The organism is Deltaproteobacteria bacterium (assembly GCA_040223695.1).
Taxonomy (GTDB): Bacteria; Desulfobacterota_D; UBA1144; order Nemesobacterales; family UBA2774; genus JAVKFU01.
Genome location: JAVKFU010000020.1, coordinates 156481 through 173217, shown reverse-complemented (window position 1 = coordinate 173217; position 16737 = coordinate 156481). Strand labels below are relative to the sequence as shown.

The 16737-nt window shown below is 41.8% G+C and carries 13 protein-coding genes; all 13 read right to left on the bottom strand.

The window, feature by feature from the left end; genetic code table 11:
• Positions 1–28: 28 nt before the first annotated feature.
• The 13 genes from asnB to RIG61_13800 all read right to left on the bottom strand — a co-directional run bounded on the left by asnB (position 29) and on the right by RIG61_13800 (position 16736).
• Positions 29–1966: an asparagine synthase (glutamine-hydrolyzing) gene (gene asnB, locus RIG61_13860; protein ID MEQ9620242.1), complete on the bottom strand. Its 1938-nt coding sequence runs from the start codon at positions 1964–1966 to the stop codon at positions 29–31.
• A 25-nt stretch (positions 1967–1991) separates the two neighbouring features.
• Positions 1992–2960, bottom strand: coding sequence for a D-glucuronyl C5-epimerase family protein (locus RIG61_13855; protein MEQ9620241.1), 969 nt, complete (start codon positions 2958–2960; stop codon positions 1992–1994).
• Positions 2961–2965: 5 nt separating this feature from the next.
• On the bottom strand, positions 2966–4087 hold the full coding sequence (locus RIG61_13850; protein ID MEQ9620240.1) for a glycosyltransferase family 4 protein: 1122 nt from the start codon (positions 4085–4087) through the stop codon (positions 2966–2968).
• Between the two features lie 30 nt (positions 4088–4117).
• Entirely contained in the window at positions 4118–5371 is a 1254-nt protein-coding gene (locus RIG61_13845) for a glycosyltransferase family 4 protein (protein MEQ9620239.1), read from the bottom strand.
• A 51-nt stretch (positions 5372–5422) separates the two neighbouring features.
• Positions 5423–6847 (bottom strand): O-antigen ligase family protein, encoded by a 1425-nt coding sequence (locus RIG61_13840; GenBank protein MEQ9620238.1) that lies wholly within the window; start codon positions 6845–6847, stop codon positions 5423–5425.
• A gap of 48 nt (positions 6848–6895) precedes the next feature.
• Positions 6896–7825: a glycosyltransferase gene (locus RIG61_13835; GenBank protein MEQ9620237.1), complete on the bottom strand. Its 930-nt coding sequence runs from the start codon at positions 7823–7825 to the stop codon at positions 6896–6898.
• 40 nt (positions 7826–7865) lie between these two features.
• A complete protein-coding gene (locus RIG61_13830; protein MEQ9620236.1) occupies positions 7866–9095 on the bottom strand; it encodes a glycosyltransferase in 1230 nt (409 codons plus the stop codon).
• A gap of 24 nt (positions 9096–9119) precedes the next feature.
• Positions 9120–10802 carry an aminoglycoside phosphotransferase family protein gene (locus tag RIG61_13825; protein ID MEQ9620235.1) on the bottom strand — a complete coding sequence of 561 codons (1683 nt, stop codon included), beginning with the start codon at positions 10800–10802 and terminating at the stop codon, positions 9120–9122.
• Positions 10768–11886 carry a glycosyltransferase gene (locus RIG61_13820; GenBank protein ID MEQ9620234.1) on the bottom strand — a complete coding sequence of 373 codons (1119 nt, stop codon included), beginning with the start codon at positions 11884–11886 and terminating at the stop codon, positions 10768–10770. Before RIG61_13820 ends, RIG61_13825 begins: the two co-directional genes overlap by 35 nt.
• 4 nt (positions 11887–11890) lie before the next feature.
• Positions 11891–12898, bottom strand: coding sequence for a glycosyltransferase (locus tag RIG61_13815; protein MEQ9620233.1), 1008 nt, complete (start codon positions 12896–12898; stop codon positions 11891–11893).
• 12 nt (positions 12899–12910) lie between these two features.
• On the bottom strand, positions 12911–13678 hold the full coding sequence (locus RIG61_13810; protein MEQ9620232.1) for a polysaccharide deacetylase family protein: 768 nt from the start codon (positions 13676–13678) through the stop codon (positions 12911–12913).
• A gap of 51 nt (positions 13679–13729) precedes the next feature.
• Positions 13730–15400 carry a glycosyltransferase gene (locus RIG61_13805; GenBank protein MEQ9620231.1) on the bottom strand — a complete coding sequence of 557 codons (1671 nt, stop codon included), beginning with the start codon at positions 15398–15400 and terminating at the stop codon, positions 13730–13732.
• A gap of 61 nt (positions 15401–15461) precedes the next feature.
• Entirely contained in the window at positions 15462–16736 is a 1275-nt protein-coding gene (locus tag RIG61_13800) for a polysaccharide ABC transporter ATP-binding protein (GenBank protein ID MEQ9620230.1), read from the bottom strand.
• Between the last annotated feature and the right edge of the window lies 1 nt (position 16737).

The following is a 16737-nucleotide window of genomic DNA, read 5'->3' as shown; positions in this document are numbered from 1 at the left end:
TATGTTAACAGTTTATTCTATCCTTGCCTCAGATATCCAGCCATCTTTCTTTCCACATCTCAAACATTAGAATGCTCCATAGCTTATTTATATTTATCGAAGAACCTTTCATGTAGTCCTTAATTAATCTATCTACAGCATGTGGGTTAAATATATTATCTTTGGTTAATTTGTCTACGCTTAAATAATGTTTTAACAGCTCGGACATGTCTTTTTTTAACCAATTGTGTAAAGGAATGCTAAATCCTTGCTTTGGACGTTCCAGAAACTTAGGTGGGACATGTTTGTAAAGTAGTTTTCTCAGAACATACTTGCTCTGATTATTTTTATACAACAAACTTACAGGAATTCTTGCACTATATTCGACAAGTCTGTGGTCTAAAAAAGGGACCCTGCCTTCGAGGCCTACACTCATAGTGGCTCTATCCACTTTGGTAAGAATATCGTCCGTCAGGTAAGTCTTGAAATCCGTAGCCCTCATTTTTTCTAACAGATTTCTGCTCTCTAGCTCGTGGAATGTTTTATCGAAATATGTACAACCGTCAACACTGCCCTTATGTCTCATAACCTCCATTAAATCCTGAGACATCCAGATGCTTACTGCTGTCTTGTACATATCCGCAAGTTCACCATTTTTGATTTCCCTCAATACGTGCCTTGCTTTATCGTATTTGTCTCTTGAATTTGCGATATCGGGAAGAGCAAACTTGAAATTTCTATATAGATTTTCAATTACGGCTGGATTTATAAGATCAAATCCTTTAATAAGAGAGCTTGTTACAAATTCAGGCAATCTACAGATCAAAGAGTTGAGCTTGTTTAAATTTATATATCGCGTGTAGCCACAAAAAAGCTCGTCACCGCCATCGGCAGATAGTGCTACTTTAACATTATTTCTTGTTAGATTTGAAAGTAAATATGTTGGAATTCCCGAATTATCGGCGAATGGTTCATCATAGATTTCTGGCAGTTTTCCGACAATTTCAAATGCTTCTTTTGCCGATAGGTAATACTCGGTATGATCAGTTCCCAAGTAATTTGCTATTTTCTTCGCCCATTCAGCTTCGTTGTAGCTATTTTCATGGAACCCTATAGAGAATGTTTTTAACTGATTATCTACATTTTTGCTAAGAAATGCCGTAAGTGTGGTAGAATCTATACCTCCGCTAAGAAATATACCGACAGGAACGTCGGAAACCAGACTATATCTAAAGGAATCTATGAGTAAATCCTCGAGTTCTTCCTCTATTTCGTCTTCTGATTTTTTCAATGGCCCTTTAAGGTAAGAGTCAACTATATCCCAATATTTAATTTGCTCCGGATTGTTCTCTTTAAAACATAGGTAGTGTCCGGGTTTTAGTTTATAGGTATCTTTAAATATTGTGAAAGGCGCTGGTACATATCCATATTTTAGATAGAGCGGAAGTGCGTTTAAATCTATATCTTTGTTAAATTTTGGATATTTCATTAAAGCTTTCAGTTCTGAGCCGAATAAGAGCAAGCCGTCTTTAAAGTAGTAGTACAGAGGTTTTACTCCGGCTCTGTCTCTTATTAAGTAAAGTTTCTTCACTCTACTATCCCATATTCCGATTGCAAACATGCCAATGAATTTATTGACGCATTCTATTCCCCATTCCTCAAAGGATTTGACTATTACCTCGGTATCGGTGTTGCTTTTGAACTTGTAACCTTTTTGTATAAGTTCTTTTCTGATATCTTTAAAGTTGAAAATTTCTCCGTTATAAGTGACCCATATCGATTCGTTATCATTAGCCATGGGTTGGTGCCCTAGTGGTGACTGATCAAGTACAGAGAGTCTCCTATGGCCCAGGCCCAGAGAATATTCTTCATCGATATATATACCAGAATCGTCTGGGCCTCGGTGTGACAATGTATTAGTCATAGAGATTAAGACTTCCCTGTTAATTTTATTATTCGGACTCCAGATTCCTACAATTCCACACATGTTATTAAACCCTATTTAATCTATTTCATTTAGTTATAGTTATGTTCATCGGGTTTTTCAGTCTCTGTAAAGCTTTTGCGGTGAGTGCCTTGCTTTTGTTGAAAAAATTCCTTTCGTAATTTTTCCATTTATTTGAAAAATGATCAAAGGTTTTTGTATCAGAAAGAATATATAAAGCATCTAACAAGGAAATATGGACTGCATGGTAATAATGAGACGCTAGATTGTTTTGAAGGTCATAATATGTCCAATAACCGGAATCAAAAAACTTCAGGCTTTTTTCTACTGTCTCTAGGCTTTTCTCATATACGCTTTTGACGTCTCTGTCTTTGCTGGCTATTTTGAAGTCATAAACCCCGAACAAGGCGTATATCCATCCGTTTAGTACTGTGCTTCTGGGGATCTCAGGGTATTCTTCGAGATAGATATCTTCATCGATAAAAAATGTACACCCTCCTTTCTCGATGGGAGCCATCATCAGATTGTATGCCTTTTCAGCTTGATTCAGAAATGATATATCTTTTGTCAATGCATATGCCCTTACCAACGTCGATATTCCTTCTCCCTGAGCCATCGCAGAGTAATTGGATATTGAAGATGGCCTGAGATATTCCCACGGGTTCTCCCAACCGCCTTTGCTGTCCTGATTTTCTTTAAGCCAGTTTGCAAGAGTTAGGAATTTTCTTTTATTTTCCGATTCTTTGCTTTCCAACCATAAATCATAGTTTCCGAGAGCCATCTGTGCTATAGTGATAGGAAAGTATACTTTGATGCCGTTGCTTAGTATATTAAGCGGTATTCCCTCATTATCTGATATTCCCTTCCAGTCAGCTTTTTTGGTAAAATCATTATAATACCCTGCTATCTCGTCCTTGCTTATAAATCTCCCTATAGGCTGAGAAACATGGTAGTAACTCCGTCCCAATAATATATTGAACCAGCGCAGTAAAAGTGATATATAAGTGTGAATTATATTCCGGGTTTCTGTGTTCATAATTATTATATCTTGGTGATTGTGTGATAAATTTCATCGTACAGTCGTTCGATTTTATTCATCATAATTTCTTCGGAGAATTTTTCTTTTACCGTTGAGAATGCTTTTTTGCCCATTTCTCTCGCCAGAGTCTCGTTTTCGATAAGCATATTAATTTTCTCTGCTAACTCGCGGAAGTCACCGGGCGGGACTAAAAAGCCGTTCTCTCCGTTTACGATTACCTCCTCAAGACCGCTTACATTAGTAGATACGACGGGTTTCGATGATGCCATATATTCCAGAATGGCCAGGGGCAATCCCTCCCAATGTGAGGAAAGAACCCCTATGTCAATTATTGAGAGGATATCAGGTATATCCTGTCTGATTCCTGTAAAAACGCAATTATCCTTTATACCCAGTTCTACTGCTATGCCTTCGATTTTTTTCCTTGTAATACCATCGCCTACTAACAGAAAAATTACATGCGGATGTTTTTTTATTATCTCACGTGCTGCCAGCAGAAAGAGTTCGTGATACTTCTCAGGTCTGAAAGCTGCGATAATGCCGACGACAGGAGACTCGATGTTTATATCTAACTCCTTTTTCAAATCTAATCTCAGTTCGGTATTATATTTACTGTAATCTATTCCGTTATGAATAGTTACAATTTTGGAAGGTGTGATTCCTTCCTCGCTTATAAGCCTGTCCCTTACGTAATCAGAAATGCTTATTATTTTACGGGACAGCCTGTCTATTAGCTTAGCCGCAACTATATCGGTTGACCTTGTTGGAGATATATGATAAGTATGAAAGTGTGAAATGACCGGTATGCCGAGAAAGCCCCCTATAAGACTGCCCCAAAAATTTGATCCTAATTTATGAGCATGGATAATCCTGATGTTCTCTTCCCTAATAATTTTTTTCATGGGGAGGAATTTATAAAATTCATAACGGTGATTGCGATTTAGGATCACATATTTTATGTTGTTAATTCTCAATTTATCTTCTAATACGCCGCCTGCCCGCGTTACGCAGACAAATGGCGAATATTCTGTCGATTTATTCAAGTTGACAGCTATATTGACTGCAAGATTTTCGGCTCCTTCCGAGTGCAATATATCCAATAAGATCATTACATTCTTTTTCATATTACCGTGTTTTTGAATAAATAAGTGTTGTTACCGTCTATTATTTCTCACCAGCTCCTCGAGTATATCGGAATACTGTTTTGCTTTTGCAGAACGGGAGAACTCGCGTCTGACAAATTCTCTCCCATTTTCTCCAAGTTTTTTTCTTAGCTCAGGATTATTGTATAGCTTTGTTATTGAATCGGTCAGCCCACAGGCGTTTTCAGGTTCAAAACCGATTCCTGCATTTGCCCTATTAACAACTATATTTCTGGTTTCTCCTTCTGCCCCCACTATAACGGGTACTCCACAGGCCATGGGTTCAAAGACCTTTGCAAAAATTGTTTTACGGAACAGTCTTTGTTTACTAGATAAAACTAGGGAGATATTCGAAGCGTTTAAATATACCGGGATCTTTTGTTTCGGCTGCTGTCCCGCAAAAACCACGTTATCAAGTCCTTCTTCGTTCTTCAGTTTCTCCAATCTGGTTTTGTCTGAGCCATCTCCTACCAGTAAAAAGGCAATTTGGGGAAACTTGCGTTTGACTTCATGCGCGGCTCTTACTATTACCTCTACTCCGTGTGTATAGCCGATTGTTCCTATATATGAAATAATAAATCTATCTTTTAATCCAATCTTATCAATTAGATCTAGTTCAGCCGGGAAAGGTTTAAAAATCTTTATGTCCACACCATTTTCTATTACTTTTATTCTTTGACGATTTACTCCCCTTTGAGAAATGATTTCATCTTTGAATGATTCTGTCAGAGCCACTATCAGATTACTTTTCTCGTAAAGAATCGAGGCGATTTTATCAAATGTTTTGTATGACAATGAATTCTTCCCGGCTGCCCCGACTGCAGTGATAACTTCGGGCCACAGGTCTCTGACTTCAAAAACCAGAGGTATATTTTTTAACCTAGAAGCAATTAGTCCCGTCAAGCCAGGAAATAGAGGGGGTGATGTTGCAATAATAACGTCAAAATTTTTTAAAAAGGGTGTAATTATAGCTGAAGATATGAAGAACGACAAATAGTTAAGACCTCTTCTGGACGAACTTCTCAAATGGGTGGGGTAGGTCGCCGCCCTGATTATATTAACGCCGCATATTTGTTCGCGCATAAATAGCTTTTTAAACTTTCTTTTGTATTCATTATGTATAACACCATCGGGATAATTTGGGAAGCAGGTGAGGACGGTAACTTCGTGGCCATATTCTACCCAGTATTTGGAGAGTTCGAATGCTCTTGCGGATGCCGCCCCCATTTCCGGATAAAAGTAGTGAGAGATGTAAAGAATTTTCATATTAATTGTGAGCGCTTTTGAGCGTATGCCTCTATCTGATTTATGGTAGGATCAAAATTTCACATACCCTTGGTATGGAGAACCCATTTGCTCATGGGGCTTTCGGTTCAAAGTTAGAAGTTGGATTCTTGTAATATTCATTAAGACTGCGGAGAGAGTTATGGATAACCACATCATTTTGTCTATATCCAAAGATATGAAAAGTCCCGCAACAAGGTAGGACAAGAATCCTAATTCCAATGCATTCGCGTATGATGTTAAATATATCTGGTTTTCATTGTTTTGGGCAATAAACTCCACCCTTCTCAGTTCCTTCCATGTGAGGAATAAAATCATTATAAAAGGTATAAAACCTAGAAGACCTGTTCCGGTAAGTACCTCCAGAAATGTGTTATGGGTAATTTGGTTATAGATATTATGAAACTGGAAGCCTCTATAACCGACGCCCAGAATAGGATGCTCGATGAATAGTTTCGGAGATAGTTCGAAGTAATAGTAGTATCTTCTTGCAAGCGAACTTTCCGCACGTACCGATTCCGGGCTTTCCAGAACTCTCAGTGTTTCCATTCTAGTTATAAATTCATCTGCAAAGGTGTAATAGAATGCGATAAAAGCGACAATGAGACAGGGTATGGCTATGGCGAGAATTTTTGTTCTGTTTTGCCCTTTTACTAACTTGAACAAACCCAAAATAATCATAACTCCGAAAGCCGTAAATCCACCTCGGGAATAAGTAAGCACAAATCCTATAAGTAAAACTACGGAATAAAAGGCCAGAATGATCTTGAGAACTCTGTTTTTAGAGATGTAAAAAAGAGTTAGAGAAATAGGTATCAGCACCAATAAGATTGCTGCAAATTCGTTTTGATCGCCCCACAAACCCCCGTAGCGCTGCCATAAGTATCCTGATACCCTGCCGAATCCCAAAACGAGCGGACTGAGAACTGATAGTACTGCCCCGGTCAATATTGCGAGTGTTGCCATATTTAAAGTTTTTGTGTTTCTGATCATCATAATAAATACCACGTATAAAACTATAGACAGCCATAATGTGACCACGAACTTAAAACTCTGGGCGGTGTTCTTGGAAACTAGTACCGAGATCAATCCTACCGCACCGAAAAGCAAAATCCACAGCACTTTTTTATTTTTAAAGACTTCGTGAAGATATTTCAGCGAACCGCTGATTATAACTATAAAAATCAGGTAGGCTCCCATCAGCTTTGTGAGAGTGGATGTGAAGCCACCTTCAAGGACGTATAAATTTTCAAGTGGAATTAATATGAAAAATGCCGCTATTGCGATCCAGGGCTTTGTAATTGTCAAGAAAAGAAAAATTAAACCTAAAATAGCTCCAATGATTAAGGAGTAGGACCCCTTAAAGCCCAGGTAAATACCCACTATGCTGCCTAGAACTAATATTGAGAAAATCAGGATATTTTGAATACTTGATATGGAAGAATTTTCTCTGAGCATTTTCTCTCTGCTGTGGCAGTGAACCATGTTCCTTGTATTATTTTGATATTAATTGTTGTATTGATTTTGAGACTCTATGGTGAAATAGTTTTTCTTTGTCTCCTTTAATTTTTTGTACCCTTCGGCTCCCAGCATGGATATAGCCAGGTTGTAATATAATCTCAGGTCTAAGGGATTGAGCTTGATTGCTTTTATGAACGCTCCCCTCCCCAGTTTAATATTACCATCATAACAATATGCAGCTCCGAGCTTGAATTGATTATTGCTGTAGGCTCTTTTATAATTGACGAAAAGCCTTTGGTGTTTCGCTATTAATCTCTCCAATCCCATTATTACAGCACTAATGTTGGAACTGATAGAATTCTCGTGAACTCGATGCTTCACTAGCAGATCTTCGACATAGTCAAATTCAAACTTTTCTGCAACGCGTATCCACATATCGTGATCTTCACCATATGGCACTCTCTCATCGAAGAGGCCGACTTTTTCAAAACATGCTTTTTTCAAGACGATAGAGGGTGTGGGAATAAAATTTTGTAGCAGCATCTTCTTTAATATATTACCTCTATACTGAGGAATCCTAAGTTTAACTACTTTATTGTTTGCCATATTAACCGAAACGACCCCCGTATAAATTGCTCCAAGTTTTGGGGAACTAGGTTCTAACATGCTCACCTGCTTCTCCAGTTTGTCTGAGAACCATTCATCATCATCATCCAGAAAAGCAATATATTCCCCCCTTGAATTGTTAATCCCTATATTCCTTACGGCTGAGATTCCTTTATTCTCATTGTTCCTTATATATCTGATTCTTGTATCGGTACAATTTTCTATTATGCGGGATGTGTTATCAGAGGAGCAGTCATCTACTATCAATAGTTCGAAATCCTCAAATGTCTGGCCCAGAGCGCTCGCAATTGCCTGTTTGAGATATTCTGCACGGTTATAGGTCGGAATAATTACGCTTACCTTTGGCATTATATTATATTATAGAGCGGATTGAGAATTTATAACGTATTTATTTCAGGCAGTCCAATATATGTTGCCTGATTAATCGTATTACATTATTGCGGTCATAATACCTGATAGCTTTTTCTCTCGCCTTAATTCCTATTTTCTCGCAGAGAGTGGAATCTTTTAACAGCTGAATGCAGGCCTCGGCAAATTCTTCCGGACTGTCCCTGATAATTATTTCGGTCTCATGAGACAACTCAATCCCTTCCGCGCCGGTAGCGGTAGAGACAATGGGTTTTCCGTAAGACGCCGCTTCAATTATTTTATAACGCGTGCCTCCTCCAACAAGTATCGGGATGGTCACTATGCGGGATCTTCTATATACATTGTCGAGATCATCTACGAAACCCGTTATTTCGAGACCTTCCGCCTCGGCAATATCCCGATTGAGCTTGTCCCTTGCTATGCCGGCGATAATTAATTTAGCGTCCGGAATTTCCCGATGAACATGCGGCCAGATACTTTCTACGAGGAAGTTGGCGGCTTCTATATTAGGCTTATAATCCGAACCGATAAAGAGTAGTGTCTGCCCGGGTCTGGCATCCTGTAATCCGGGTGCTTTTACGGCATTGGGAACTGTAACAATTTTACTATTGCGAAATTTCCTCATCAGGTATGAGCGATCCTTCTCGGAGCAGACATATGTTTCATCTGCCAGGTTAACCGCATTCGATTCTCCCGAACGCAATTCCGGCAAAAGCAAATACAGGAGTTTGCTATGCAGTTTTTTTTGCTGTCCTATATATCGTTCGAGCACTATATGCTCAATGTCATCAAGGTCAAAAAAAATTGGCGGAAGGATTTTTTTTGTCAATAGAAGCGGGCACATTGAGGAAAGTCTGTGTGCGAAAATAGCATCGGGTTTTCTTTCCAAGCACTCCTCCAAGGCCTGAACCTGTTTTTGCCCGCTTAACTCGAAATAGCCTTTTTGTCTGTGGAAATTAATTATGCCTGCCCCGAAGGATAACCATTTGCTTAACTCGGTTTTGTCATTGAATTCCGACACGGAGCATAGAAAGAGCTTGATATCCGCCTCCCAATGCTTGGAGAAGGATTCTTCCAAATCAGAGATTTGGGATTGTGAATAGCTTTGATCTTCAGGAACGTAAAACAGCATGTCAAGCCCTGCGAAGTCTTTGATTGCTTCTATAAACATCCCCATACGTTTATATACCCCGTGAACGCTCGTTCGCAGGTCAGAGGGGAAATGTCTCGATATGAATAAGAAACGCATATTAATTTTCTATTCTAATGATTATTAAGGCTCTATTTCCCCGGATAACAGTATGTCTTCTTCCCAGAGTTCCAGGAATAAACTCTTTCTTGCTGTCTCGAATTGCCCAGTTTGTCGATCGTCAGGAGCGGAATGTTCGAATTCGGAAACCATATGGGTTAACCAGGCTACTATACGAAGAGGATATAGTGATTTGATTGGTATGCCCAGCGTAGTTGCGTAACGGTTGAGACACTCTTTGAATATGCTTCCCGTAAATGTGTCGCTGTTTAACATTGTTTTGTAACATTCTTTAAAATTACTTAACCTCCAGGCGTCTTCGACGTAAAAACATAGGTAAGTTATGAAATATATAAGATCCAATGCCGGTAATCCGCTTAGTCTGGAGGACTCCCAGTCAAGTACTCCGAGTCTTCCCTTTGAGTCAACATGAATATTCCAGGGCGAAAAATCCCTGTGTTCACATATAAGACACGGTATCTCAAAATTAGAAACAACGTCATTGGTCTGCTCTATGAGTCCGGAATCAATCGAATGGCCAAAGCGGGCGGTGAATTCCTGAATAAGCGGTTTAATTAAAGTATTTCGCCAATCGTTGTGGAGTTTTATCTCGGATTTTTTTGCGAGTTCTAATAGCCAGGAGGTTGCTTTAAGAGCCAGCTCGCGGCAGTTATTCCTTTTAAGGATTTTGGCAAGAGGCACCCCCTCAATAAAGGTCTCCCCGACGGCGTAATACCCCAGGTCATGGTTGGCGAATACTACCTGTGGAACACCAGTAGTGAGTTTAAATTCATCATGAACCGTACGCAGGGTTTTTACCTCATTTGCGAGCGTGTGAGCGGACCTGTCTATTCTGGGTATTTTTACGATTATTGTAGGTATATAAGCTTTTTCTTCGAATACGGCTAGTACGACCTTATTGAATCTATGTGAACCCGCGGTAAGCATTAGGATTTCCGTTATTTTGCCATGTTCGCTGTCTCCATTGCTATTCAGGTAGCCTCGTATTATATTGCCGAGCCTTTCTTCCACGGAAAAGGGGGCTTCTTTTCCGCTTTGATTACCCGGTTTGCGAGCAAGCGAGCAAACCTTAAACCTCGTTTGCCCGGAGCTAAGAAGCCAAGGATAATTTATGAACAGCCGGGGACTCAGTAACCAGAGAAAATAGCGTAATGCATTGCCTATTTTCTTGATAGCTGAGTAAGTCTTGTCATGATAAGCTCTCTTAAGCAAGAAACTTACAGCTCCGTAAGATTCGAGAGGAATCCAGATTACAGATGGAGCTTTGGCCGGGTCCGGTTTCGGCACATAGAAATTTATCATTTCGAAACCGGCCTTTTCCAATTTTACGCCTATGGCTTCAGGTTTGAAGAATGTATGTACGTCCCACTCTATATAGCATGAACCTCCGGGTTTTAGAGCCGAGAAGACGACATTGAGAAGTTTTTCGTCAGGGTCGGTGGCAACTGCCAAATCATGTTCGTCAGAGGGAGGCTGCAAATCTGATTGCAGAGTTGAATTACTTATGGTTTCTACTGCCTTGGCGAGCATTCCATCGGCAAAACATATGCTCTTATCGGGATTCGGGTTAGGAAGCAAGAAGCGCCAATCGGCCCTTAAGAGAACAAGATGGCCATATTTCTCAGCGGGGCGGCTATCGGCCTCTAACCGTTTATTTTGCCTTTTTTTCTCTGATGATGTCGTCATATACTCTGGTAACGCCCTCTACCATTTTTTTTGATGAGAACTCGCTATGAGCTCTTTTTTTGCCGGAATCAGCAAGATTCCGTGCGAGAGACGGGTCGGATAATATTCTGCGTATTGCCTCTGCTATTGCGCGTGGATCAGCCGGAGGAACCAGGATGCCGGTTTTGCCGTCGATAATTATTTCATCGGTTCCGTTAATATCTGATGCGATAACAGGCCTCCCGGCGGCCATGGCCTCAAGAATTGAAAGGGGGAGTCCTTCGTATAGAGAGGGAAGAACGAACAAGTCACAACCGGAAAGAATCTCCCGAATATCTTGTCTGTGTCCTAGGAACACCACCCGGTCATCAAGGCTCGTCTCGTTGACATATGTTTCCAGTCTTTCCCTTTCGGGGCCGTCTCCGACCAGAACAAAAACTGCGTCGGGGACCATAGACGCGGCTTCTAATAAATATTCGTGTCCCTTTTGTTTGTCAAGGCGGGCAACGGTTAAAACAATTGGCATATGTTTGTTCTTTTTCAGTAAATCACGAAGAGTATTGCTTCTAGTAGAGTGGAAATCCTCGACACTAATGCCGTTTTTTACCACTCGTATTTTATTAGGTGAGAAAATCAGTCTGCTTAATTTCCCGGCTACTCCGTCGGAGACCGCAATATAGCGATCGACTATCATGGAAACCAGTTTCTGGAGAATATACAGGCGGTTCGGGCTGATTTCTATGTATAGGTGCTGGGTAGCAACGATTGCAGGGACACGTGCCAGGAACGCACAAAGTACTCCGAATGAACACGAAAGATACCAGGGCATCTGTGCATGAAAGACGGTTGCATTAAGTACTCTTAGCTTTCTTATGAGTTCGAGCATCCGGGATATATTGGTCCATCTTTTTATAGGAGGGAGCGAAATTATCTCTATATCCAATTCGTTCACTTTTTCGATAAACGGGGCAATACCCGGGTGGGAATGATAGACTAATACGGACTCCCATCTTTTTGGGTCTAGTCCGCAAAGAAGGTTGAACAGTATGAGTTCGGCTCCCCCAAAACCTTGGCTATCTATGTAATGCACTACTCTGTGTTTCATGATTTCAGCTTTTGGAATACTTTATATTGTGCATCAGTTTTTCCCGGTTATCGATATTGCTATCGTTTAAAGTAATCTCTACACCGTACCAGAAGAAGTAATCAAGCGATAAAAAATAGCAGGTTTCCAAATAAGCAGGGTGTAATTTCTCCATTAGTCTGGTGAATAAAATTATCAGCTCGGGAGTTTTAGAAAAGATCATGCTGACTGATACCAAAGCCCTTCGTAGCGTACCCCACTTCCAGGACGGATGGCGGTATTCGCTAAGCTTAAGGTGGTTAATTGAATCGGGGTACAGGCTCGCCAGTAGAACGGCCGTCTTTCCCTTGGCTATATTATCTCCGGCTATACCACGAAAATCTTTCTCGGAATGCTGTGTAGCCAGTGCATCGGAATTGTATGACAGCTTCACGCCTGCCCCCAGCATTCGCCAGGCCAGCTCAACGTCTTCATTGCCATAAATCCTGAAAGCTTCATTGAAAACGCCGATTTCTAAAAGCAATTCCCGCCGAATTGAAAAGTTCCCGCTATAAAAGTCTCTTATCTGGAAGTTATAACCGGGCGCAGATATCTTTTTCAGATGGTTGTTGAATTTTGTCCCTATGTATTTAACTATGGGCTGTGATGTGTCCTTAATTGGAACGGGAGCCGCTCCCATAACCCCCAAGCGCTCCTCACCTATGTGTGCGGCATAGTGCGCGTTTATAAATTCGCGGGAAGGTTCCATATCGTCGTCTAGCAAAATTATTACATCCCCTGACGCTTCACGGATTCCCCTGTTACATGCCGCTGCCCTTCCCGAATTCGGGCTCCAGATTGAGCGCAGGCTATAATCGGGTTTGAATTCTTCTATTATCTCCCCGGTTCCGTCCTCCGAGCCGTCGATCGAGACTATAACCTCGTAATCCCGGGGAGAGAAGGTCTGCTCGGCAAGCGCCTTAAGTATTCTTTTCACCGAGTTACGGCGATTATATGTGGGTATTATAACGCTAATTTTGTATAAGCTCTTCATGTAGCTTTCTCTTCATGTAGCTTTGGATGTGCCTATTATTCTTTTTAATAATCGTTTTGCCCCGCGGGCTTTACTTCTGCCATACTCACCGATCGTATGAGCTGTTTTTAGCTTGAATATAAAATCGAATAATGAATCTTGGCCGTTAATCGGAACACGGCGCAAAGAGAGCAAGTCTTCCTTGAATGAGGAAATACCTATTTGTGTCGAGCATGCGGTGTAATATCCTGTATCCTCGGCTATATCTCGTACGTCCCGATTAAATAAACCAAACGGGTAGGCCAGGTGTCTTATCTCGCGTCCCAGCCGATTCTCGAGCTCAAGGCGAGAGTTCAGCAGCTCGCTCCGGCAATCGGATAAGGAAATTTCTGTGAGTTTCGGATGGGTAGAGCTGTGCGCGCCGCACTGAATACCATGTTTCTCCAGGTCTTTAATAGTGCCCCAATCCATAAGAGGAAACTCCACCCCTCTTGAAGGCAGTATCCAGCTGCTTTGTTTTCCTGCAAGTGCGGTCACGAAATAAATGGCGGCCTTAAATCCTCTTTCGCTGAGGATTGGAACTGCGTTGTCTGCAATATCCTGAAATCCATCGTCGAATGTAATTACAATGGGTTTCTCGGGCAGCTTTCCACGGCCGTCTCTAAGACTCAAAAAATCGTTGAAGTCGATAGGGGTATATTTTGCTGCAGACAGGAATCTCATCTGATTCGCGAATGCTTTCGGGGTAACGCAGTATTTTAAAAAAGCGGGATGGGGCTCGGGTGTAACCCTGTGGTACATCAGGATCGGTATTCGAGTTATATTATGCCTGTCTTGATCCATTGAATTGTATTAAACTTGTTCCGGCTTGACTGCTTTAACCGTGATAACCATTTCGTATCTGGGGTCATGGTACTCAAGCTCATCAATGCTGAGTTCTTCTCTCGCCAATCCCTGCAAAAAGCTGATCGCTGTAAGCAGGTTGCCGTGAGCTTTGACTTCTACATTGTTATCGGGGAAAAATTCTTTAAATAACCTCTCTGCGGATAAATACGTGAAGTTCCAGCACCAGTATCTGTCCCATGTGGTGCCGCTGCTTTGACTGATTCCGGGGAAAGTCGCGAGTAAAATGCCTCCCGGCTTGAGGATGCGGTAAAGCGTTTGTATGGCCGCTCGAAAATCATAGATTAGCTGGAGGGTCTGCGTAAAAATAATACAATCGAAGCTGTCTGACGGGATATGGGGGGCGGATGTTATATCCGCTACGATTGTAGTGTCAGGATTACTTTCTTTTAGTAAATTGATAATGTCGCTTTGTATTATATTCTCAGTTCCGAATTTGCGTGTGTAACGGTCGTCCCCGAATTCGAGTACCCGCCCCTTCATATATTCCGAGTGTGAAGCTAAAAAGCTTTCGATATAATAACGGTCTATAGGTAACCCCCTGTCGCTCCCCCAGTGTTCACTTATTGGCTTTAGTCTTCTCAGGTCTCCGAAACGAACGCCATCTGTGGGCGGGAGGTAGCGGTATCCTTTCCATTTTGAGAGTAAGAAATAAAACATTTTATTGGGTAGCAGGTAATGTGAGGACCTTTTCAATATTCTTTTTGCAGTGCTTTGAACAGTCTGCGTGAACGTGATTATTCGAGATAAATTGGGGTTACTGTATCTCAATTTTTTATTCTTATAGGATTCTTGTTTAATCCGTAGAGCCTTCCACAGTTCATCGTCTTTAATTCCTTGCCTCAGAAAATATTCTTCAAGCCATGTAAGGTAAAATAATCCGGCTTTGTGATTTTTGCCTGCTTTATTGACCTTGTGAACAATTGATCCTCTATGCTGGCGGTAACGGTCCCAGCATTGATTGGACACGTATACCGGGGCGCTAAGATATATTTTTGCGAGAAAGGCCTGGTCTTCAAACATTGCGCGGAAGCTGTCGAAGCTCTCTTCAAAGCCGCCCACGTGTTCTAGAATCTCTTTGCGCAGCAATATATCAGAGGGGCATGGAGTGGGGGCCTTTGATTCTAGAGCCAGGGTCAATAATTTAGGGGGCTGGATGAGTCCGGGAGCATCTATTCCCGATTCTTCTATATAGTCGCGATCAATATCTTCGGGCCTGTTTGTCCAGCTATACCAGTATTCGGATGCTCCATAGACCATCGCTGCTTCCGGAATTAATTCCAGTATCTCTACCTGCTCTTCAAGCTTAAAGGGAAGCCACACATCATCAGAATCAAGAAGTGCTATATATTTCCCTTTAGCGTGTTGTATCCCAAGATTTCGCGTTGCACTAAGTCCCCGGTTTTTATGTTGATCGTGCTCAAAATAGAAAACTTTTCCTGGATATTTCTCAGCGTAATCAAGAGCAATTTGGGTGCTATGATCCGTTGATCCGTCATCAACAAGCAAGAGCTCCCAGTTTTCGTATGTCTGAGCGAAGATACTTTGTATGGCTCCTTCTATGAATTTCTCGGCATTCAAAAAGGGGATAGTGATTGATACGAGCGGTTTGTCATTCATCTATTTGTTAGTAGAACGCATGAATTTATTTGTTGCTGTATTATACGTTCCCCTTGTCTGGCTAATCGTTTTCTATCGACCATTTATATTTCGCCAGATACATGGCCTGATTACGTGACGGAATTTTGCCGGACCCGAACAGGTCTTCGGTTTCGATGTCGAAATATCCCGCATATTCGATTCTGTCAGCTGTTACCATCCCTTTCTTTATTTCAATATCCACGGTGCACCGCCCGGGTGTCATATATATTTCGTCGGTTAAACATTTAACAACACCCTCGGGCTGAAGTACCTCGGGCAGTCCATTCGTCATATCGCTATCGAGCCGTAGTATAGTCGCGCGTGTCCTGAAGTCTCTTATTTTTACCAAAAAATGCGGATAAAGTATTTTGTCCCTGCTCCGGTATCCGATCTCTATTGCCAATTTAGAGCCGGGTCGAATAGGTTTTCCGGCCTCGGCGTTCTCGATCTTAAGCGAAGTTACGATTATACTCTGATTCCCGCCGCGGTCTTCCCTTTGGTCAAGGGGGGTCTCGTAAGTGGAACTCATGTTTTGCAGATACTGCTGCACCACCTTGTCAGTCGAGCCTTCAAAGCTCAATTGCCCGTTTTCCAGTAATACGGCTTTATGGCACAGAGAGAGAATAGCGGTCATGTCGTGGCTTACGAACAGGACGGTCCTGCCCTCTGAGGTTGCTACGTTGTCCAGCTTGCCCAGGCATTTTTTCTGAAAGGCGGCGTCACCTACCGCAAGCACTTCGTCTATGAGAAGGATTTCGGGCTCCAGATGAGCCGCGACTGAGAAGCCCAAACGGACCCGCATACCGCTCGAGTAGCGTTTAACAGGGGTATCTATAAATTCCTCTATATCCGAAAAAGCTACAATTTCATCGAACTTACGGTCTATTTCAAGTCTTTTCATGCCGAGTATTGCGCCGTTTAGATATATATTTTCCCTGCCCGTCAACTCCTGATGGAAGCCGGTGCCGACTTCTAAAAGGGAACCGATACGGCCGAAAATCTCGATTCTGCCTTCGGACGGATCGGTTATGCCGGAAATTATTTTAAGAAGCGTGCTTTTTCCTGCTCCGTTGCGCCCGATAATTCCGATAATCTCTCCGTCCCCGACATTAAAAGAGATATTTCTGAGTGACCAGAAAGATTTGGAGGAACCGCCGGGCGCGTCGTCTGTTTCTTTGTTTGAATAAAAAGGCAGCCTGTTCAGGTTTCTCATAAAAATGTCCGATATGGTATCGCGGATAGTCCTGTATTCTTGCTTTTTCCCTATCTTGTACTCTTTGCCTATGCCGTTAATTCTGATTGCCGTGTTATTCATT